This window comes from Sphingomonas sp., from assembly GCF_035998645.1.
Lineage (GTDB): Bacteria > Pseudomonadota > Alphaproteobacteria > Sphingomonadales > Sphingomonadaceae > Sphingomonas.
Genome location: NZ_DASYHL010000003.1, coordinates 119,031 through 139,326 on the forward strand (window position 1 = coordinate 119,031; position 20,296 = coordinate 139,326).

A 20,296-nucleotide genomic window follows, 5' to 3' on the forward strand; every position below is an offset into this window, starting at 1 on the left:
TGGCCATCACCGGCGCACGTCCAGTCCGCCTTCGAGGAACGCGTCGATGTCGCGCTGCCCGAACAGGCTGGCATCGCCGGGGAGCGAATGCTTGAGGCAGGTGAGCGCGAGGCCCGAGGCGACGGTCGCCTCCAGATCCTGTCCCGACAGCACGCCGTGGAGGATGCCCGCCGCGAACGCGTCGCCGCCGCCAATGCGGTCGACGATGCCCGCGACCACGACCTCGTCGGTCTGATAGCCGCGTTCGCGCGTATCGACGCGGGCGGCGATGCGGTGGCTGTCGGCGTCGTCGACATGGCGCGCGGTCGAAGCGATGCGCTGAAGGTTGGGGAAGGCGGCGAACGCAGCTTCGGCGGCCTCACGGCGGCGATCCGCGCCATCGCCCGAGAAGGTCTTGCCGAGCAGCAGCGATACGTCGCGATGGTTGCCGAACATCGTGTCGGCAAGGCTCACCAATTCGCTCAGGATCGCGCGCGGATCGCTGTCCCATGCTTCCCACAGGCGCGCACGATAATTGCCGTCGAAGCTGACCGCGACACCCAGCTCCTTGGCGGCACGCGCAGCTGCGAGCACCGCCTGTGCGGTTGCCGGCCCAAGCGCCGGGGTGATACCGGACAGGTGCAGCATCGCCGCGCCGTCGAGGATCGCGGCCCAGTCGAACGCATCGGCGGGCGCGGTGGCGAAGCTCGATCCGGCACGGTCATAGACGATGTCCGATGCGCGCAGCCCGGCGCCGACCGACAGGAAATACAGTCCCATGCGCCCGTCGCGCAGCTGGACATTGCGCGTATCGACGCCCTGTCCGCGCACGAAGCGGATCGCCGCCTGGCCGAGCGGATTGTCCGGCACCGCGCTGACCATCGACACGTCATGGCCGAGATTGGCGAGGCCGATCCCGACATTGGCCTCCGCACCGCCGACATACACGTCGAGGCTGCCGGTCTGCATCAACAGCTCGCGCCCCGGAGCGGTCAGGCGGAGCAGCAATTCTCCGAAACAAACGATACGGCCGGCCATGATGTCTCCTCAGCTAAACCGGCGTCAGCGCGCCAGCCAGCCGCCGTCTACCGCGAGGATATGTCCCTGCACATAGTCCGATGCGCGCGACGCGAGGAAAACTGCCGCGCCGCCCAGATCCGCCGGATCGCCCCAGCGGCCTGCCGGGATGCGCTCCATGATCTGGCGGTTGCGCGTCTCGTCCTTTTTCAGCGCGTCGGTGTTGTTGGTGGCGATGTAGCCGGGCGCGATCGCGTTGACGGTGATGCCCTTGCCCGCCCATTCATTCGCCAGCAGCTTGGTCAGGCCGCCGACGCCGCTCTTCGACGCGGTATAGCTTGGCACGCGGATGCCGCCCTGAAAGGTTAGCATCGAGGCGATGTTGATGATCTTGCCCCCGCCATTGGGGATCATGTGGCGCGCCGCCGCCTGGCACAGGAAGAACACCGATTTCAGATTGGTGTCCATCACCGCGTCCCAGTCTTCTTCGGTGAAATCGACGCTGTCGTTGCGGCGGATGATGCCGGCATTGTTGACGAGGATGTGGAGCCCGCCGAGCTTTTCCACAGTTTCGTCCACAATCCTGCCCACAGGCTCGATCGAGGACAGGTCGGCGCTGATGATCTCTGCCTTGCGGCCGAGCGCGCGGACCTTTTCCACGGTTTCGGTGGCGGCGGAGCGGCCGACTGCGGCGATGTCCGCGCCCGCCTGTGCCAGCGCGAGGGCGATGCCCTGGCCGATGCCAGTGTTCGCGCCGGTGACGACCGCGACGCGGCCGGTGAGATCGAAGGGATTGGTCATGTCTAACTCCAATTCCCCTCCCGTTTGGCGGAAAGGGTTAGGGGAAGGCGTTTCGAATGTGGAGGCGGGCGGACAGGCCCTCCCCCGGCCCCTCCCGCAAGCGGGAGGGGAGGTTCACGCCAGCTGGCAGATGTCCAGCACGTTCATGTCGGTATAGTCCTGATTCTCGCCCGCCATCGCCCAGATGAAGGCATAGGATTTGGTCCCCGCGCCCATATGGATCGACCAGGGCGGCGAGATCACGGCCTCTTCATTCTGCATCACGATGTGGCGGGTCGCCTCGCCCTCACCCATGAAGTGCATCACGCGGTCGGTGTCGGCATTGTCGAGCTCGAAGTAGAAATAGATCTCGCTGCGGCGCTCATGGATGTGCGGGGGCATGGTGTTCCACACGCTGCCTTCCTTGAGCACGGTCAGGCCCATCACCAGCTGTGCGCTGTCGCACACGCCGGGGATCACCAGCTGATAGATCGAGCGTTCGTTCGATTCGGCGAGGCTACCGCGATCGAGCCGGTTGGCGTCGGCAATGCCCAGCTGACGCGTCGCGAACGCCTGATGCGCGGGGCAGGAGACGAGGTAGAAGCGTGCCCCTGCGCCCGTGAATTGCACGTCCGCCGCGCCCATCGTCACGTACAGGCAATCCTTGTTGCCCAGCGTGAACGCCTGTCCATCGACGGTGACGACACCCTCGATCGCGCCGACATTGACGATGCCCAGCTCGCGCCGCTCAAGGAACGGATGCCCCGCCGCCGACGGCGGCTCGGTCTGGTCGGGCAGCTTGACCGCGCCCGACCCGACCAGCACCCCGCCGATCACCATGCGATCGGCATGGGTGTAGTTGAGCACGCATTCGCCTTCACGGAACAGGTCCGTGATCAGATAGCGGTCGCGAAGCTCGTCGTTCGACACGCACTCCATCATGTCGGGATGCGTGGCGTAATAGGTGCGGTCGAACATGGCCTCTCCGTTCAGGGTGCTGATGCGGTCGCGATCAGGCGAGCGCGGGCTGCGCGGTCACACTCTTGAGGTAGGCGCTGATCGCGTCATCCTGCGAATTGGCGTAGAACAGCTCGGCGAACTTCTCTCCCGCGATCGCGGCGCGCAGCAGGTCCTGATCGACATTCTTGAGCACGGTCAGCATGTCGTGACAGGTGGTCGCCTTGAGGTCGGCCAGGATGCCGCGGTTCTTGCGCATGATCTCGGCGCGCTCCTTGGGGTAGCCAAGGCCGCGCTCGCCGTCGAACAGCTTGCGGTACACGTCCTGCAGGTTGAGTTCGGCGGCCCAGCCAAAGCCCTTGGCATAGGGCATCGAGATGGCGTTGCCGTCGTTGATCTGGCCGAACAGGAACGCGTCGGTCGGGTCGATCACCAGGCCGCAGAACACGCCGGGCATGGCGTTGCACGCGAGCATCGAACCCATGCCGGTGCCGCAACCGGTGACGACGAAATCCGCCGCCTTGGAATTAAGCAGGATGCCGGCGAGCAGGCCGTTCATGACATAGGTCAGCGACGCGCTGTCCTCGGCCGAATACATGCCATAGTTAAACACCTGATGGCCCAGCGGCTCGGCAACGGCGGTCAGCGCGTCGTGGATGACGCCGTTCTTGGCAGCCTGGCTGTTCTCGGTAATCAGCGCGATCTTCATGATCTCAAATCCTCTCGTAATCGGGGGTGGCGGGGTAGCGGGCGATTCCGGCCGCGTTGCGCGTCCCCATAAAGCATGATGGCAATGGGTTCTAGGTAACCGGTGTCAGGTTGCGATGCAAGGTGGACGGTGCGAACGGGCTTGTCATGTTGCCCGTCTCACTCCCCTGGCGGCGCGACCGAGGCGCGGCGGATCAGGGTCGAGACGAACAGCGATTCGGCGCTCTCCTCATCCTCGCCATCGCCGATCAGCTTCAGGCCGGCGGCGCGCGCCATCGTTGCGATCGGCCAGCGCACCGTCGTCAGCGGCGGCCAGAGATAGGAGGCGATGGTCGTATCGTCGAAACCGACGATCGACAGGTCGCGCGGCACGTCCAGCCCGCGCTGGCGCGCGGTGTGCAGGACGCCGGCCGCCATCGCGTCGTTGGAGCAGAACACCGCGGTGGGGCGCGGCGACAGGTCGAGCAGCCGCTCGGCCGCGCGCATTCCCGATTCGAACGTATAATCGCCCTGCGCGATCAGCGTCCGTTGCACCGGAATGTCGGCATCGTCGAGCGCGGCCTCATAGCCCTGACTGCGTTCGAATGCCGAGCGGAAGCCGTGCGGGCCGAGGACCAGGCCGATGCGGCGATGCCCCATCTCGACCAGGTGCCCAACTGCGCCGCGCACCACCTCACGGTCGTTCGACGCGACCATATGTTCGGGGTCGTCGAACGATGCCGAACCCATGCGGACATAGCGGGTGCCGATCTCGCTGCAGAGGTCGGCGATCGAATCATTCTCGCAGATCGGCGGCAGCAACATGACGCCATAGGGGCGCTGGCGCTCGAGGAAGCGGCGGATATCGTCGAGCATCGTCGGCGATCCGCGGTCGACCGGATGGACGATCAATTCGAACTCGGTATCGCGCAGCACCTCCAGCAACCCCTGCTGCACGTTGAGCACCATGTGCGGATTGGGGTTGTCGTGGATCAGGCCGATCAGGAAGTTGCGGCGCAGCGCCAGCGCGCGCGCCTGGGGGTTGGGGACATAGCCGATTTCGGCGATGACCTTCTCGACCCGCTCGCGCGTCTCCTCGTTGAGCAGGGTGGAGCGGTTGATGACGCGGCTGACGGTTTTCTTGGAAACCCCGGCGAGCCGCGCGACATCGTTGATCGTCGCCTGAGCGCTTTTCTTCATGGCGTGTGCATAGCGCGCAACCGGCTCGCCGCCAATCGGTGCGCTAGGCAGTGGATGACACCGGTTTCATTCGGGGTGGGTGAACGGGGAGCCGCGACATGGCGCGGCGGGATCTGGCGCTGTTGCAACCGCCTGCTTTCGCGGGCTATCGGGCAAATTTGTTATCGCGGTAACCGATGTCTTGCCATTGACACCGGTTTCCACTAGCGGTGCGGCAAGAATAGAAGCGAGGGGTGGATGAGCGACCTGAACGTGATTGCGGAGGCTTTTGTCGCCGCGCGCCGCGATGCCCGCGGCCTCCCCGAATATCCCGGCGCCGTGCCCGCCACGCTCGCGGACGCCTATGCGATTCAGGACCGCGCGCTCGCGCTGACCGGTAGTGAGGTCGCCGGGTGGAAGGTCGGCCGGATCAATCCGCCGCTCGACGGGCAGCTCGGCACGAACCGGCTCGCCGGGCCGATCTTCACGGGCTTTGTGCAGCAGGGCGACCCGGCACCCGCGATGCCGGTCTTCGGCGAAGGCTTTGGCGCGGCGGAGGCGGAGTTTCTGCTGCGCATCGGCACCGCGCCCGATCCCGCCAAGACCAGTTACACGCTGGACGAGGCCGCCGACCTGATCGACGCGGTCCATGTCGGACTTGAAATCGCCAGTTCGCCCTTTCCGGGCATCAACGCGCATGGCCCGCTCGTCACGATCTCGGACTTCGGCAACAATCACGGTCTGGTGGTCGGCGATGCGATCCCCGACTGGCGCAATTCGGGCTTTCTCGACTGGCCGGTGACGCTGAGCATCGATGGGGTCGAGATTGGCGCGGCAGCTGCACGCACGATGCTCGACGGGCCGGTCGGCGCGGCGCGCTTCCTCTTCGAAACGCTGGCTGCGCGCGGTATCGCGTTGCGGCCGGGGCAGTGGATTTCGTCGGGCGCCGTCACCGGCGTCCATGAGGTATCGCCAAACGCGCAGGTTACTGCCACGTTCGGAACCATGCGGGTGAGCTGCACGATCGAGGCCGCCAGACCCGCCGCTTAGGGAGAGTATGGATGAACGCGACGCAGGCCGAAACCGGCGGCGAATCACCCCGCGCGGGGCCGGTGCCTCGCACCGGGCGCTATCGATGGATGATCATCGCGATCCTCTTCTTCGCGACCACCGTCAACTATATCGACCGCACCATGCTGGGCCTGCTCGCGCCGGATCTGGGCAAGGAACTGGGCTGGAACGAGAATGACTATGGCAACATCGTCACGGCGTTCCAGGCGGCCTATGCGCTCGGCTTCCTGCTCATGGGCTGGCTGGTCGACCGGTTCGGGCCGAAGATCGGCTATGCCATCGCGATCGGCGTGTGGACCGTCGGCCATGTGATGCACGGCTTTGCCAGCACGGTCGCGTCGTTCATGGCGGCGCGCGTGGTGCTGGGCGTTGGCGAGGCGGGGCATTTCCCCTCGGTCGTCCGTGCGAGCAGCGAGTGGTTCCCGCAAAAGGAACGCGCTTATGCGATCGGCTGGGTCAACTCCGCGACCACGATCGGTGTGATCCTGACCGCGCCGACCTTGTGGATCTTCATGACCTGGCTCGGCCTCGATTGGCGCGAGACGTTTATCTATTCCGGCCTGTTCGGCGTCGTGCTGCTGGTGCTGTGGCTCAAATTCTACAGCAACCCGCGTGAGAGCGGGAAAGTCAGCGAGGGCGAGCTCGCCTGGATCGAGCATGATCCGCCCGAGCAGATCCAGAAGATCGGCTGGAGCCGCGTCGTGCGGCTCCGCGAAGCCTGGGCGTTCGCGGTGGCCAAGTTCCTGACCGACCCGGTCTGGTTCCTGATGCTGTTCTGGCTGCCCAAATATTTCGCCAGCACCTACAATGTCGATCTCAAGGTCGTGCTGCTGCCGATGATAGTCATGTATCTGTTGTCGGATGTCGGCAGCATCGCGGGCGGGTGGCTGTCGTCGAACCTGATCCATAAGGGCTGGACGCCGAACGCCGCGCGCAAGGTGACGATGATCATCGCGGGCTGCTGTGTCCTCCCGCTGCTGTTCGTGACGCAGCTTGAGAATATGTGGCTGGCCGTGGTTCTGATCGGGCTGGCGCTCGCCGGACATCAGGCATTCTCGACGAACCTGCTGTCGCTGCCGCCGGACATGTTCCCGAAGCGCGCAGTGGGGTCGGTGATCGGGCTTGGCGGCTTTTGCGGCGGTGTCGGTGGCATGATCATGGCCAAGTCCACCGGCCTCGTGCTCGACGCGACCGACGGGAATTACACGCTGATCTTCGCGGCGTGCACCGTGGTCTATTTCCTCGCGGTCGGGGCGATCCACCTGCTCTCGCCGCGCCTGACGCGGGTTTCGGTCTGATAAACGGGCGGAGGGCGACATTTCCTGTCCCCCTCCGCCCCCTTTTGCGCAATGAAGCAATGCTAACATTGCATCGCCGCACCGATCGCGCCATCACTGTCCTATGACGGCAACACTCAAGCTCGACGCCTTTTTGCCCTACCGGCTCTCGGTCGCATCGAACCGCGTGTCGGGGACGATTGCGGGCGCGTATCAGGCGCGGTTCGGGCTGCGCATCCCCGAATGGCGGCTGCTGACGGTGCTCGCCGAGTTCGGGTCGATGAGCCAGCAGGCGCTGTGCGGGCGCACCCAGATGGACAAGGTGACGGTGAGCCGCGCGGCGATCTCACTGCACGAACGTGGGTTGGTGACGCGCACCCCCAATCCCGACGATCAGCGCTCGCATCTGCTCGACCTCAGCCCTGAGGGCTGGGCGCTGTACCGCCAGATTGCGCCCCAGGCGCTCGAGTTCGAACGCCGTATCTTTGCCAGCCTGAACGACGAGGAGCAGGCGCAACTGCGCAAGATGCTCGAGCGGGTGGAGGCGGCGGCGGCGGCGATCTCGCCCGGATTCTAGGCGCTTGATCCGGCCCCCCTTTCTCGCCTAATCGAGCCATCCCTCCCCAGGGCAGTCGATGTTGCTAGCCAGGAGGATTCCATGACCGCCACCCAGATTCGCGCCGGCCTGTCCGTCGCCGAGCCGCTCGTCCGGTTCGTCGAGGATCGGGTATTGCCGCCGCTGGGGATCTCGACTGACAATTGGTGGGGGGGCGCGGCGGAGATCTTCGCGCGCTTTGCCCCGCGCAACCGCGACTTGCTGGCACGCCGCGAAGACCTCCAGGCACAGATCGATGCATGGTGCGCGGCGGACCCGGTGCGCGCGGCCGACCCGGCGGCGCAGGAGGCGTTCCTGCGCGCGATCGGCTATCTGGTGTCCGAGCCGGGCGACTTCACCATCGGCACAAGCGACGTGGATGCGGAGATCGCGATGCTGGCGGGGCCGCAGCTGGTCGTTCCCGCGCTCAACGCGCGCTTCGTGCTCAACGCCGCCAATGCGCGCTGGGGGAGCCTGTACGATGCCCTGTACGGCACCGATGCGCTGCCCGGTTCGGCGAAGGCCGGCGGCTATGATGCGGAACGCGGCGCGCAGGTGATCGCGGCGGCGAAGGCGTTTCTGGATGAAGCCGTGCCGCTGACCGGCATGCGCTGGGCAGAATTCTCCGGCGGCGACCTGCCGCTCGCCGATCCCGGGCAGTTCGTCGGCACGCGTGGCGAGTCGATGCTGTTCGCGCATAACGGCCTGCATATCGAGGTGCTGGTCGATCGCACCCACCCGATCGGCGCGAGCGATCCGGCGGGGATTGCCGACGTGCTGCTCGAAAGCGCGCTGACGGCGATCGTCGATCTGGAGGATTCGATCGCGGCGGTGGACGCCGATGACAAGGTCGCGGCCTATGCCAACTGGCTGGGCCTGATGCGCGGCGACCTGACCGAGACGTTCGACAAGGGCGGCAAGATGCTGACCCGCGAACTCGCCGCTGACCGGGTCTATCAGCGGCCGAACCAGAGCGACCTGACGCTGCCGGGCCGCAGCCTGTTGTTCGTGCGCAATGTCGGTCACCTGATGACCAACCCTGCGATCCACATCGACGGCGCGGAGGCACCCGAGGGCATCCTCGACGCGATCGTCACCAGCACGATCGCGCTGCATGACCTCAAGGGGCTGGGCCGCACCCGCAACAGCCGCACCGGCAGCATCTATATCGTCAAACCCAAGATGCACGGGCCGGACGAATGCGCCTTCACCAACGACCTGTTCGACGCGGTCGAGGATCTGCTCGGCCTTGCCCGCCACACGATCAAGGTCGGGGTGATGGACGAGGAGCGGCGGACCAGCGCCAACCTTGCCGCGTGCATCCATGCGGTGCAGGGCCGGATCGCCTTTATCAACACCGGCTTCCTCGACCGCACCGGGGACGAGATTCACACGTCGATGCGCGCCGGGCCGATGATCCCCAAGGCCGAGATGAAGGGCAGCGCGTGGATCAAGGCCTATGAGGACCGCAATGTCCGCATCGGCCTCAAGCACGGGCTGTCGGGCAAGGCGCAGATCGGCAAGGGCATGTGGGCCGCGCCCGATCGCATGGCCGACATGATGGACCAGAAGATCGGCCATCCGCTGAGCGGCGCGAACACCGCCTGGGTGCCATCGCCGACCGCCGCGACGCTGCACGCGATGCATTACCACAGGGTCGATGTGTTCGCGCGCCAGCAGGAGATTGCGGGTGAGGCGATCCCGGCGCTGGCCCCGCTGCTGACGATCCCGGTCGCGCAGGGACGCAACTGGACGGCGGAAGAGGTCGCGCGTGAGCTAGACAATAACGCGCAGGGCATTCTTGGCTATGTCGTGCGCTGGATCGATCAGGGTGTGGGCTGTTCCAAAGTGCCCGACATTCACGATATCGGCCTGATGGAGGACCGCGCGACGTTGCGCATTTCCTCGCAGCATATCGCCAACTGGCTGCTCCATGGCGTCGCCACCCCGGCGGATGTCGACGCGGCGTTCGCGCGCATGGCGGCGAAGGTCGATGCGCAGAATGCGGGCGATCCGCTTTATCGCCCGATGGTCGGTGATCCCGACAGCCTCGCATTGCAGGCGGCACGGGCACTGGTGTTCGAAGGTGTCGTTCAGCCCAGTGGCTATACCGAGCCGCCGCTACATGCATTTCGCGCGAAGGCGAAAGCGCGGGGCTAAGCCATTGAACCTTCCGCCCGCTGGCACGTTGCGCTAGCGGTCGGGGTACGTGCTGTCTGAACATGGCGCGATCCCATCGGGAGGCGGGACTATTTCGGGCGTGCGTGTGGTAATCCTGTTGTTGGCAAGCGCTGCGTTCGTTCCGGGCGTCGCGGTGGCGCAGATCGATAGTGGCGTGGGTAAGCCGGGGCAGGGTGCGCCCGCCGGGGATCCGAAGACGCTGGAGCGTGAAGCCGAGCGCACCGTTCCCGCGCAGGACCCAAAGCCGATCGTCACCGATGACGAATTCTCCGACGCGCTCCCGCAGCTGTCCGACGACATGGATGCGCCGCTCGAGCAGATGACGCCGCCGGCGCCGCCGATCGCCCCGGTCGAGCCGATCGAGGATGCGCCCCCGCTCGATGACGCAGGGACCGAGGCGGAGATTGCCGCGCCGCTGCCACCGCTCGCCGAATTCGACACCACCCCGATTGCCGAACCCGTCGCGGGCAATGACGAGGCGGCGGTCGAAATCCGCTACGCCACGCGCGTTACCGGGCTCGATGAAATCGACCTTGAGGATCAGTTCCGCGACCTGTCGGCGCTGGAGGATGGCGACGGGGTTGCGGCCAATGCCGCGATCATCGGGGCGCGGGCACGCGAGGATGAAGGGCTGGCGGTGCGGCTCATGAAGTCGCTCGGCTATTACGACGCGACCGCTATCTCGACGATCGAACAGACGCCGCAGGGTGATCGACCCGTTACGGCGACGATCGCGGCGGTGCCCGGGCCGCTCTACAAATTCGGCGAAATCCGGGTCGAGGCCGATCCCACGCTCCCGCCCACGCTGATCGCCGACAATCTCAAGCTGCGCACCGGCGAGCCGATCGACGCGGTGCGCGTGCAGGCGGCGGAGGCGGCGGTCAGCGTCGCGTTGCCGCAGAATGGGTACCCCTTTGCCGAGGTCGGGCAGCGCGACATCCTGCTCGATGAGACGACGCGCACCGGCGATTATACCTTGCCCGTTACCACCGGGCCGCGCGCGCGCTTTCGCGGGATCCGTACCGAGGGCGACGCGGTGTTCACGCCCGATCATATCGATGTGCTGACGCGGTTTGACCGCGACGAGCTGTACGATAGCCGCAAGGTCGATGATTTGCGCGACGCGCTGATCGCGACCAGCCTGTTCTCAACCGTCTCGGTCGAGCCGGTGAAGACTGGCGAGGCCAATGCCGACGGGACCGAGGCGGTCGATCTGCTCGTACGCCAGGCCAAGGGGCCGCCGCGCACGTTGGCCGGCGAAGTCGGGTTCAGCACGGGGCAGGGCTTCCGGGCGGAGGTCAGCTGGACGCATCGCAACCTGTTCCCGCCCGAAGGCGCGCTGATCGCGACGGGCGTGCTCGGCACGCAGGAACAGGGCGCGTCGGCGACCTTCCGCCGATCCAATGCCGGGCAGCGCGACCGAACGTTCCAGATCGTCGCTTCTGCGCTGCGCTCCGACGTCGAGGCGTTTACCGGCCTGACCGGCACGCTGTCGGCGCGGGTTTCGTATGATTCGACGCCGATCTGGCAGAAGAAGCTGACCTACGCCTATGGCGTCGAGCTGGTCGGGACGAGCGAGGATCGGTTCGACTTCACGCGCGGCGCGCGCGAGCGCGGGGTGTATTTCATCGCCGCACTGCCGCTGTTCGCCGGCTGGGATCAGTCCGACGATCTGCTCAACCCGACGCGCGGCTGGCGATTGAAGCTGAACGTGAGCCCCGAAACCTCGGTGCGCGGCACCGCGCGGCCCTATGCCCGTGCGCAGGTGGAGGGCACGATCTATCAGCCGGTAACCGACAGCATTGTGCTGGCGGGCCGGGCGCGGTTCGGGACGATCCAGGGGATTGACCGCAATGACCTCGCCCCGTCGCGGCGCTATTATGCGGGTGGCGGCGGATCGGTGCGCGGCTTTGGCTATCAGGAGCTTGGGCCGCGTACGCCGGACGACAAGCCGGTGGGCGGGCGCAGCTTCAACGAATTCGCGGTCGAGGCGCGCTATCGCTTTGGCAATTTCGGGATCGTGCCGTTCCTCGACGCCGGGCAGGTGTATGAGGAATCGCTTCCGCAATTGAGCCGGCTGCGCTTTGGCGCGGGCATCGGCGGCCGCTTCTACACCAATTTCGGCCCGATGCGGCTGGACGTCGCCACCCCGATCGCGCGCAAGCCGGGCGAGAGCAAGGTCGCGCTGTACATTTCGATCGGGCAAGCATTCTGATGGCTGAGGATACGCCCGCGCAGACGCCGGAAACGACGGTAGTCGTCGTCGAACGCGCACCATTGTGGCAGCGCGTTGCGAAGTGGACCGCGATCGGGCTGGCCAGTCTGGTCGCGCTGCTGCTCGCTGCGGTCGCGATCCTCGATACCGGGGTCGGGCATCGCTTCATCGCGGATCGGCTGGCGGGCTACACCACTGCGTCGGGTCTCAACATCAAGGTCGGGCGGATCGAAGGGTCGGTCTATGGCGCGATGGTGCTGCGCGATGTGCGGGTCAGTGATCCCAAGGGCGTATTCGCGACCTCGCCACGGGTTGCGGTCGACTGGCGGCCGTTCGCGTTCCTCAACAATCATGTCGATGTGCGCTCGGCGACCAGCCCGCTGGTGCGCGTGGCGCGGCTGCCAGAACTCAAGCCCGGTGATCCCAATGCGCCGATGCTGCCCGATCTCGATATAGATATCGCGCGGCTGAACATCGACCGGCTGGTGCTGGAAGCGCCGGTCGCGGGACAGCGCCACATCGCGACGCTGACGGCGGAAGCGAAGATCGCCGACCGCCGCGCGCGGGTGATCGTCAATGGCCGCACGCTGGGGCGGACGGGCGGGGACGCGCTTGCGCTGGTGCTCGATGCGGTGCCCGATGACGACAAGCTCGACCTGCGCGCCGATCTGAACGCGCCGGTCGGCGGGCTGATCGCGGGGCTGGCGAAGCTCGAAGCGCCGCTCGCGGTGCGCGTGCGCGGCGCGGGAAGCTGGTCGAACTGGCAGGGGCGCGCGATCGGGCGGCTTGGCGCGGGTGAACTCGCCAATCTGCGCATCGCCGCGCGCAACGGCGCAGTGCAGGTGCGCGGCACGACCCGGCCGGGCCTGTATCTCAAGGGGCCGGTCGAGCGGCTGACCGCAGGCGGAATGCAGGTCGCGCTCGATGCGACACTCGACCAGCGGCGCGCCGACACGCGGCTGCGGTTGCGGTCAAAGGCGATGGCGCTGATGACCAGCGGCACAATCGATCTGGGGCAGAGCCGCTTCGATCAGTTCCGGGTGGAGGCGATGCTGCTCACCCCCGGCGCGATTGCGCCGAACCTCAATGGCCGGTCGGTGGCGGGCGAAGTCGCGCTCAACGGCCCGTTCGCGACGCCGACGGTCGATTACAAGCTGCGCGCTGCCGCGCTCGGCTTTGGCGAGACGGTGGTCGAGCGGCTTTATGCCGAAGGGCTGGCGACGGTGAATGCCGATCGCATCCTGATCCCGGTCAAGGCGCAGGCGGCGCGGATATCGGGCCTTAATGCCGCCGCGGGCGGATTGCTGACCAATGTCACGCTCGCGGGCGATCTCGCGATCACCGGCGACCAGATCCTGTCGGAGAACCTGCGCATCCGGTCTGACCGGATCGACGCGACCGCGATCCTCGCCGCCGACGTGAGCACCGGGCGCTACACCGGCGCGCTCAAGGGGCGGGTCAACGATTATCAGATCGACAGCATCGGCATCGTCAATCTGGAGACCGATGCCGATCTCTATGCTGCCGCTGACGGTGGCTGGGGGATCAAGGGCCGGATCGTCGGGCGCAGCACGCGGCTGTTCAACGACGGGGTGCGCAGCTTCCTTGGCGGCAATGCCGTGGCGCGTGTGTCGCTCGATTTCGGGCCAGACGGGATCATCCGGTTCAGTGACCTGAAGGTTGCCGCACCCTTGTTCCGCGTCATTCGTGGCTCGGGCCGCTATGACCCCGCCGGACCGCTCAGCCTGACCGCCGACGCCTGGTCCAACGCCTATGGTCCGTTGTCGGCGCGGGTAACCGGCAGCCTGACGCGGCCGGTGGTGAACCTGCGTGCGCCGCGACCGGGCGTGGGCGTGGGCCTTACCGACCTTGAGGCGCGGATCGTGGGCGACAATGGCGCCTACGCCGTCGATGCCAAGGGTGAGACGAGCTATGGCCCGTTCACCGCTGACGTGCTGGTCCGCACCGGCGCGCGGCTGGCGATCGATGTGCGCGCCGGGCGTTTTGCCGGGGCGGATTTCAAGGGCCAGCTCGTGCAGACTGCCGCTGGCCCGTTCGACGGCGACCTGACCTTTGCCGGGTCCGGGTTGGACGGCGCGATCGATCTGTCGGCGGCGGGCAAATATCAGCAGGCGGTGGTGCGCGCGACCGCGAACAACGCCAAGATTCCCGGCGACATGGAGCTGACGATCGGGCGCGCGATCATCAACGGCACCATGATTCTCTATGACGACGCTCCCGCGATCACCGGCGAGGCGCAGGTCGCCAACCTGCGCAACGCGCAATTCACGCTGAGCCGCGCGCGGGCGAAGATCGACTATCGCGGCGGCAAGGGCAGCGCGCAGGCGTTCGCCGAAGGATCGTCGGCGGTGCCGTTCCGTATCGCCGCCAATGCGCGGTTCGAGCCGGAACTGTGGCGCGTCGCGCTGTCCGGGAACGCCAACAATATCGGCTTCAAGACCGCGCAACCGGCGCAGATCGCAGTCAGCGGATCGACCTATACCCTCGCCCCGGCGCGAATCGATTTCGATCAGGGCAGCATCCGGCTGTCGGGCAGCTGGGGCGAGGCGATGCGTATTCAGGCGCGGCTCGACAAGCTCGATCTGTCGCTGGCCAATGCGCTGTCGCGCACGGCCGGGCTGGGCGGCACGGTCACTGGCGCGCTCGATTTCAGTCAGGCCAGCGACGCGACCTTCCCGCAGGCGATCGCGCGGCTCAACGTCAGCAACTTCACCCGGTCGAGCCTCGGCGGCGTGTCGTCGCCGGTCGATATCAGCTTCGTCGGGCGGCTGCTGCCCGATGGCGGCGACGCGCGCGCGCTGATCAAGCGCGGACCGACCACGATCGGGCGGATGGTGGCGAGCCTCCAGCCGCTCGGCCCGGGCGCAGGCAGCTGGACCACGCGCCTGATGGCGGCGCCGCTGTCTGGCGGCATCCGCTATAACGGCCCGTCCTCGGTGCTGTTCTCGATGGCGGGCTTCCCCAATCAGAGCCTGTCCGGGCCGGTCGCGGTCGCCGCCGATTTCTCGGGTCAGGTCCGCGCACCGCAACTCACCGGGCAGCTGCGCGGCGAGAAGCTGACCTATGAGAACGAGACCTGGGGCACGCGGCTGTCGCAGATGACCGTCACCGGGCAGTTCGACAATGACACGCTGGAAATCGGGCAGCTTGAGGCGGTCGCGGGCACCGGCCGGGTGAGCGCGTCAGGGACGATCGGGCTTTCGGCGGAACAGGGTTTCCCGGTCGATATCACTGCACGCTTCCGCAACGCGCGCCTCGCCCGCAGCAACGCGCTCGGCGCGACTGCGACGGGGCAGCTGCGCATCACCAACGGGCTCGACGGCGGGTTGATCGAGGGGAGGATCATCATCCCCGAAGCGCGCTACCAGATCATCCGGCAGGGCGCCGCCGAAGTGCCTGAGCTGACCGGCGTCTATCGCAAGAGCGAGCTGACCGAGGATGGCAAGCGCCCGACCCGCGTCAAACCAGCGGGCATCTTCCGCCTCAATGTCAGCATCGTCGCGGACAACCGCCTGTTCGTGTCGGGCATGGGGCTGGAGTCCGAGTGGAGCGCGCGGATGCAGGTGACCGGCACCTCCGCCGCACCGATCGTCACGGGCGAGGCACGCGTGGTGCGCGGCACCTATAGCTTTGCCAGCCGGCGGTTCGAACTGACCCGCGGCATCGTCAGCTTCGAAGGCGGCCCGCTCGCCGATCCGCAGATCAACATCGCCGCGACCACCACCGCCGATGGAGTCACGGCGAACATCAATATTTCGGGCAGCGGACAGGTACCGCGCATCGCGTTCAGCTCAACCCCCAGCCTGCCGCAGGACGAAGTGCTCTCGCGTCTGTTGTTCGGGAGCTCGGTCACCAATTTGTCGGCGACCGAGGCGATCCAGCTTGCCGCCGCGCTGAACTCGCTCCGCGCGACGGGCGGCGGGCTCAATCCGCTTGGGCAGCTGCGCTCGGCGGCGGGCATCGACCGACTGCGCATCCTGGGTGAGGACGACACCACCGGGCGCGGCATGGCGCTGGCAGCAGGTCAGTATCTGACCGACGACATCTATGTCGAGATCATCACCGACGCACGCGGCTATACTGCGGTCCAGCTGGAGATCGCGCTGACCCGTGCGCTTAGCCTGTTGTCGGCGACCGGGTCGTTCGGCGGATCGCGCGCGGGCCTCAAATATTCCAAGGATTATTGAGCGGCTTGGCCACGCCTCCGCGCGACAGGACGCGGTTGATCAATCGGCTCCGTTGCGCCTAGGCAGGCGCAACGGAGGGTCCCCGATGCACCGATCGCTTGTTGTTATTTCGTCGTTCGCACTCGCTGTCGGGCTTGCCGCCCCGGCCCTCGCGCAACAGGGCTACCAGACCCCGCCCCAGGCCGTGACCGACATCGTCACCCGCGCGCCCAGCCCTGGCGTGTCGGTATCGCCGGACGGCAAGCAGATGCTGTTGATGGAGCGCGTGGCGCTGCCGCCGGTCGCCGATCTTGCCAAGCCGATGGAGAAGCTCGCGGGGTTGCGGCTGGATCCGTCGACCAATGATCGCCACGGCACGCGCGCCTCAGTTGGCCTGTCGCTGCAGGACATCGCCAGCGGTACCGTGCGCCGCGTGACCCTCCCGGCCGACCCCGATATCTCGGACGTCGCCTGGGCGCCGGACGGGTCGAAGCTGGTCTTCACGAACACCCGCGCCGACGCGATTGATCTTTACACCCTCGATTCAAAGACGGCGCAGGCGCGCAAGGTGATGACGGGCGGGGTCAACCCGATCTTCCAGAATGCGCGCTGGCTGGCCGACGGCTCGCTGCTGGTGCTGACCATCCCCGAACAGCGCGGACCGATGCCGACCCGCTCGCTGACCCCGGTCGGCCCGGCGATCCAGGATGCTGCGGGTGGCAAGGCGGCGCAGACGCGCACCTATCAGGACCTGCTTCAGAACCCGCATGACGAAGCGATGTTCGCCTGGCTCGCGACCAGCCAGCCGGTGATTGTCGCAGCCGATGGCACCCGGCGCTCGGTCGGCGTTCCGCGCATCTACACATCGGTCACGGCGTCGCCTGATGGCAAGTATCTGCTGATGGAATGGCTCGAGCGGCCTTTCTCCTATCAGGTGCCATGGAGCCGGTTTCCGGTAACCAGCGCGGTCTATACCCGCGACGGCAAGCTGGTGCAGACGGTCGCGAAACAGCCGCTCGCCGATGCGCTGCCGGTGCAGGGGGTCGTAACCGGTCGCCGCAACATCGAGTGGCATCCGACGGAAGGCGCGCTGCTGCTGTGGAGCGAGGCGCAGGATGGCGGCGATCCGCGTGTGAAATCCGCCAATCGCGACAATCTGTTGGCGCTCGCCGCGCCGTTCACCGGCGCGCCCCGCCTGCTCGCGCGGCTCGAGGACCGTCTTGCCGGTATGGTCGGGATCGAGAAGTCGGACGATCTGATCGTGCAGGACTATGATCGTGACACCCGCGAAATGCGCGAGACGTTGGTCGATGTGACGGGGGGCAGCGCGCCGCGCCAGCTCAGCATCCGCAACGTGCAGGATGCCTATGCCGACCCCGGCAGCCCGCTGACGACCGTCACCGGGAGCGGTTTCGACGTCGCGCGCAGCAGCGATGGCAAGCTGCTCCTGTCGGGCGCAGGCGCGACGCCCGACGGGCTGCGCCCGTTCCTGCGCCGCTTCGATCTCGCGACGCTCAAGACCGAAGAGATCTGGCGGAATTCGGGGGAACAGCTCGAATCGGTGCTCGATGTGGTGTCCGATGACGGACGCAGCTTCATCACGTCCTATGAAAGCCCGACCGATCCGGGGAATCTGAAGCTCCATGCGGGCGGGACCGCGCGCTTCCTGACCAACTTCCCCGATCCGCATCCCGAACTGACCGGGATCAAGCGCGAGCTGGTCACCTACAAGCGTGCCGATGGCGTCGATCTGACCGCGACCCTCTATCTGCCGCCCGGCTACAAGCCCGGCGACAAGCTCCCGGTCGTGGTCTGGGCCTATCCGCGCGAGTTCAATGACGCGGCGACCGCCGGGCAGAACCGCGACTCCCCCTATCGATTCACCCGCATCAGCGGCATGTCGCATCTGTTCTTTCTGACCCAAGGCTATGCAGTGCTCGACCGTGCGGCGATGCCGGTGGTCGGTGCCGACCCGGAAACGGTCAACGACAGTTTCATCGAACAGATCGTCGCGAGCGCCAAGGCGGCGGTGGACTTCACCGTGCAGCGCGGCTTTGGCGACGGGGTTCGCGTCGGCGTCGGCGGCCACAGCTATGGCGCGTTCATGACCGCGCATCTGCTCGCGCAGAGCGACCTGTTCCGGGCCGGGATCGCCCGATCGGGCGCGTATAACCGCACGCTGACGCCGTTCGGCTTCCAGTCGGAGCGGCGGGTATTCTGGGACACGCCCGACACCTATTACCGGCTGAGCCCGTTCATGGCGGCGAACAAGATCAACGAGCCGATCCTGTTCATCCATGGTGAGAATGACAGCAATCCGGGCACCTTCCCCGAACAGTCGGAACGGATGTTCGCGGCGGTCAAGGGCACCGGAGGCACCGCGCGGCTGGTGATGCTGCCGCACGAGGACCATGGCTATCGCGGACGCGAATCCGTGCTGCACACGCTCGACGAGATGTTCGACTGGTTCGACACCTATGTGAAGACTGCGAAGGTGCCGGGCGCGAAGTGAAGCCGCCGCCCGGAGGCCATTGCGCTCAACTTACACGCATGTAAGTATCGGGCTCAGGAGAGCGCGATGGCCGAGCATTTCGACGTGGTGGTGGTGGGTGCCGGAATCTCCGGCATTGGCGCGGGCTATTTCCTGCAGCGCGACTGCCCGGACCGCTCCTATGTGATCCTCGAAGGGCGCGCGCGGAGCGGGGGGACGTGGGACCTGTTCCGTTATCCCGGCATCCGCTCTGACAGCGACATGTACACGCTCGGCTACAGCTTCAAGCCGTGGACACAGGCGAAGGCGATCGCCGATGGGCCGTCGGTCCTGCGCTACCTCGACGAAACCGCGCGCGAACATGGCATCGACCAGCATATCCGGCACCAGCATCGCGTCGTCGCCGCCAGCTGGTCCACCCCCGATGCGCGCTGGAGCGTGACGGTCGAGCGCGGGGCGGAGCGGGAGCGGGTGGAGTTTACCTGCAACTTCCTCTTCATGTGCTCGGGCTATTATAATTACGAGGCCGGCTATCTGCCCCATTTCGAGGGGCGCGAGGATTTCGCGGGCACGATCGTCCATCCGCAGCATTGGCCCGAGGGCCTGGATTACGCCGGCAAGCGCGTGGTGGTGATCGGGTCGGGCGCAACCGCGGTGACGCTGGTGCCGGAAATGGCGAAGATCGCGGCGCATGTGACGATGCTGCAGCGTTCGCCCACCTATATCGTCTCGCGGCCGAGCGAGGATGGCATCGCCAACTGGCTTCGCGCGAAGCTGCCCGGCGGGCTCGCTTATCGCCTGACCCGGATCAAGAACATTGCGCTCGGCCAGTTCTTCTACCGCATCGCACGCAAGAAGCCGGAAAAGACCAAGGAGCGGATCGTTCAGATGGTCCGCGACGAGCTGGGGCCGGACTATGACGTCGCGACCCATTTCACCCCCAGCTACAATCCGTGGGACCAGCGCATCTGCCTTGTCCCCGATGCCGATCTGTTCGCCGTGATCCGCGAAGGTGCGGCGTCGGTGGTCACCGACCATATCGAGCGATTCGAGGCAGACGGCATCCGTTTGAAGTCGGGCGAATTGCTGCCCGCCGACGTGATCGTCACCGCGACCGGGCTGGACCTGCAGCTGATGGGCGGGGTGCCGTTCACCGTCGATGGCGCGCGGGTCGAGCCGGCGCAGTCGCTCGGTTACAAGGCGATGATGTATTCGGACATTCCGAACCTCGCCTCGTCCTTCGGCTACACTAATGCCAGCTGGACGCTGAAGTCGGACCTGACCTGCGCCTATGTCGCGCGCCTACTCAACACCATGAAGAAGCGCGGCATGCGTCAGGCGACGCCGCGCGTGGGCGCGGATGTGACGCGCGAGGATTTCCTCAGCTTCACCTCCGGCTATGTCCAGCGCGCGATCGACCGCTTTCCCAAACAGGGCGACAAGCGCCCGTGGCGGGTGCATCAGAATTACACGCTCGACCTGATCGACCTGAAGTTCGGCGGGATCGATGCGGGAATGGAGTTTTCCAACCCCGAACCGGCGCGGGTGCGCGAGCTGGCGTAAAAGAACCGGCCACCTCTTCGTCGCCCCGGCCTTGAGCCGGGGCCGGGCTTCTTTCCCGCCGCTTCAAGAAAAGCCCTGTCCCGGCTCAAGGCCGGGACGACGATGGGACTGGCGTGG

At 66.5% G+C, this 20,296-nt stretch carries 13 protein-coding genes; 8 read left to right on the plus strand and 5 right to left on the minus strand.

What is annotated here, in order from left to right:
- Positions 1-6: 6 nt before the first annotated feature.
- The 5 genes from VGN66_RS04610 to VGN66_RS04630 form a co-directional block, all read right to left on the minus strand.
- Positions 7-1,017, minus strand: coding sequence for a sugar kinase (locus tag VGN66_RS04610; protein WP_327517685.1), 1,011 nt, complete (start codon positions 1,015-1,017; stop codon positions 7-9).
- A 24-nt stretch (positions 1,018-1,041) separates the two neighbouring features.
- Positions 1,042-1,797 carry a 2-dehydro-3-deoxy-D-gluconate 5-dehydrogenase KduD gene (kduD, locus tag VGN66_RS04615; RefSeq protein ID WP_327517686.1) on the minus strand — a complete coding sequence of 252 codons (756 nt, stop codon included), beginning with the start codon at positions 1,795-1,797 and terminating at the stop codon, positions 1,042-1,044.
- A 114-nt stretch (positions 1,798-1,911) separates the two neighbouring features.
- The gene (gene kduI, locus VGN66_RS04620) at positions 1,912-2,754 is read right to left on the minus strand and encodes a 5-dehydro-4-deoxy-D-glucuronate isomerase (protein ID WP_327517687.1); all 843 of its coding nucleotides are present in this window, start codon (positions 2,752-2,754) and stop codon (positions 1,912-1,914) included.
- 34 nt (positions 2,755-2,788) lie between these two features.
- Complete coding sequence (locus VGN66_RS04625; protein ID WP_327517688.1) at positions 2,789-3,442, minus strand: RpiB/LacA/LacB family sugar-phosphate isomerase; 654 nt, start codon at positions 3,440-3,442, stop codon at positions 2,789-2,791.
- Between the two features lie 158 nt (positions 3,443-3,600).
- The gene (locus VGN66_RS04630; protein ID WP_224923134.1) at positions 3,601-4,620 is read right to left on the minus strand and encodes a LacI family DNA-binding transcriptional regulator; all 1,020 of its coding nucleotides are present in this window, start codon (positions 4,618-4,620) and stop codon (positions 3,601-3,603) included.
- A 237-nt stretch (positions 4,621-4,857) separates the two neighbouring features.
- Here VGN66_RS04630 and VGN66_RS04635 point away from each other — a divergent pair, with 237 nt between their 5' ends.
- The 8 genes from VGN66_RS04635 to VGN66_RS04670 all read left to right on the plus strand — a co-directional run bounded on the left by VGN66_RS04635 (position 4,858) and on the right by VGN66_RS04670 (position 20,179).
- The gene (locus tag VGN66_RS04635) at positions 4,858-5,649 is read left to right on the plus strand and encodes a 2-keto-4-pentenoate hydratase (protein ID WP_327517689.1); all 792 of its coding nucleotides are present in this window, start codon (positions 4,858-4,860) and stop codon (positions 5,647-5,649) included.
- Between the two features lie 11 nt (positions 5,650-5,660).
- Positions 5,661-6,968, plus strand: a complete 1,308-nt coding sequence (locus tag VGN66_RS04640) for an MFS transporter (RefSeq protein ID WP_327517690.1) — start codon at positions 5,661-5,663, stop codon at positions 6,966-6,968.
- Positions 6,969-7,071: 103 nt separating this feature from the next.
- Positions 7,072-7,524 carry a MarR family winged helix-turn-helix transcriptional regulator gene (locus VGN66_RS04645; protein ID WP_327517691.1) on the plus strand — a complete coding sequence of 151 codons (453 nt, stop codon included), beginning with the start codon at positions 7,072-7,074 and terminating at the stop codon, positions 7,522-7,524.
- 81 nt (positions 7,525-7,605) lie between these two features.
- Positions 7,606-9,702: a malate synthase G gene (locus VGN66_RS04650; RefSeq protein WP_327517692.1), complete on the plus strand. Its 2,097-nt coding sequence runs from the start codon at positions 7,606-7,608 to the stop codon at positions 9,700-9,702.
- Positions 9,703-9,823: 121 nt separating this feature from the next.
- The gene (locus tag VGN66_RS04655) at positions 9,824-11,938 is read left to right on the plus strand and encodes a BamA/TamA family outer membrane protein (RefSeq protein ID WP_414713193.1); all 2,115 of its coding nucleotides are present in this window, start codon (positions 9,824-9,826) and stop codon (positions 11,936-11,938) included.
- Positions 11,938-16,146, plus strand: coding sequence for a translocation/assembly module TamB domain-containing protein (locus tag VGN66_RS04660; protein ID WP_327517693.1), 4,209 nt, complete (start codon positions 11,938-11,940; stop codon positions 16,144-16,146). The genes VGN66_RS04655 and VGN66_RS04660 overlap by 1 nt, the downstream gene beginning before the upstream one ends.
- 85 nt (positions 16,147-16,231) lie before the next feature.
- Entirely contained in the window at positions 16,232-18,637 is a 2,406-nt protein-coding gene (locus tag VGN66_RS04665) for a S9 family peptidase (RefSeq protein WP_327517694.1), read from the plus strand.
- Between the two features lie 66 nt (positions 18,638-18,703).
- Positions 18,704-20,179, plus strand: a complete 1,476-nt coding sequence (locus tag VGN66_RS04670) for an NAD(P)/FAD-dependent oxidoreductase (protein ID WP_327517695.1) — start codon at positions 18,704-18,706, stop codon at positions 20,177-20,179.
- Positions 20,180-20,296 lie beyond the last annotated feature (117 nt).